A 1,869-nucleotide genomic window follows, 5' to 3' on the forward strand; every position below is an offset into this window, starting at 1 on the left:
CCTCCTCATATAATCAAGTGTTTTTTATTGAAAATTCAAGGTTTTTCAACCTTTCATATCTCAGTGAATAAGCCACAGCTATGAGCATTTCGATGTATCAGGTACTGAAATAGCGGTTGAATGGTATACGAAATAAAACGTCATTGATTTTCGCTTTACTGGCCTTGTGTATACCCTTCCCTCTATGGCAGCTAACCTCCTATATCCACCAGGATCATCTCTGTCTCCAGAGGTCCTAACTTCCTTCGTCCTGCCTGCCCATAACCAGGGTGTCAGCTATGCTCCATTACAGGGTCATGCCCTATGGTAAAAATTCCTGCCGACTACTGGCTCATTCTTTGTATTGTTGATTACTGACTTGCTTCCTGTACCAGCACTGTGAGCAGTGGACGTTATCTGTTACATTCTGCTTGATTCAGTGGCTGCCCACGTGACAACCTCCACTATAGTTACTTGTCTTTCTTACGCAGTCTGTAGATAAACTGCTGGTCTCTTGATGTCATTTACCATCTTTTTCGGATCATAATTCACACCTTTAGTCAGCATGACATAAAAGACTCGTATCAGCTTGGCTGCAATCGCCATAAGTGACTGCATTTTCTTCAAGGGATTCAGCCTCCTGGTTGTATAATAATTATGGAGTTCCCTGAACTCCGGGTTCTTCGCTACAAGCGACATTGCAACCTCAAAGAGCAGATATCTGAGTCTCTTTCGACCTCGTCTGCTTATTGTTGTCTCGCCCTTGTGCTTTCCCGAACTATTTTCAACCAATGCCAATCCTGCAAGCTTCTGCAGTTCCTTCGGATTGTTAAAGCGGCTAATATCACCTACTTCTGCAAGGAACCCTGACACTGTCCTGATTCCCACACCTTTGATCTCCAACAGCTTCTCAGCCATCGGAATCTGTTTTACCAACCCTTCAATCAGAGTCATAACTTCCTGAAGACGTATGCTTCTGGATTCATAGTCCTCCAGAAGCATTCGGATTTCCATTCTTGCAGCTACTGCTCCTTCTTTGCTTCCGACACTGTGCTCTGCAGCTTCTATCAGGGTCTTCGCCCTCGCTTTTCCAACTGCTCTTAACTTCGCATCACGCCAGATCTGGTTCACTCCATCGATACCTAACGTCAGGATATCTTCAGGGAGTGGTGCTGCTTTAAGGATGAGTATTCCGCTCTTGGCATCCGGCTTTCCGTATACCGTCTTATATTCAGGAAAATATATATTGAACCAACGACTGATCCTGTTTTGAATTCTTGTAAGTTCCGCTTGTAACTGGAATCTTATGTTTGATGCTGTTCTAAGATCAGCGTAAACACCATCCGGCAGGTATGGGATCATGTAACGTCCCTCTCTAACTAATCCTGCTATAACTTTCGGATCCTTACGGTCATTTTTAGTTGGATTATTGTCGTCGAGTTCTTTTGATTTTTTCACATGGTGAGGATTTACAAGAACCGGTTTCATTTCATTATCCTGTAGAAACTTTCCAAGATTGAACCAGTAGTGCCCGGTCGGTTCCATACCTAGAACCACCTTATCCTTCTCATGTCTTTCTTTGATGTCCAGGATCCATTCCTTAAATGTCACAAATCCAGCCTCTGTGTTGCTAAACTTAAATGGCTTCTTCGAATACTCGATTCCTCTGTAATCAAAAGCTCTGGCATAGTGCGTTTCACTTCCGACATCAATTCCGAGCACCAAAGTTTTTTCTGTAATAGCTTCAATTTTTGCGTTCTGTGTGTTAGACTTCATTGTAGATACCTCTCTGTTCAATAAGATTTTTACTAACCTGCCAGTCAGTAGTCTTATTGTACTCTGAGGTATTTTCAATTTTCAACATCTACGTTTTTTATTATACAGGAAGCT

1 protein-coding gene is annotated in these 1,869 nt (G+C 42.6%); it reads right to left on the reverse strand.

What is annotated here, in order from left to right; all coding sequences use genetic code 11:
- Positions 1 to 462: 462 nt before the first annotated feature.
- Positions 463 to 1,755, reverse strand: coding sequence for an IS110 family transposase (locus AB5Z12_RS20690; RefSeq protein ID WP_148463491.1), 1,293 nt, complete (start codon positions 1,753 to 1,755; stop codon positions 463 to 465).
- Positions 1,756 to 1,869: the final 114 nt, after the last annotated feature.

Origin of the sequence: Ruminococcus sp. RTP21358st1_G6_RTP21358_211008 (assembly GCF_040908885.1) — a bacterium.
Lineage (GTDB): Bacteria > Bacillota > Clostridia > Lachnospirales > Lachnospiraceae > Blautia_A > Blautia_A faecis.

Coding starts and splice junctions, on each gene's coding strand:
- AB5Z12_RS20690 (WP_148463491.1), bottom strand. CDS start 1,755: ATGAAGTCTAACACACAGAACGCAAAAATTGAAGCTATTACAGAAAAA.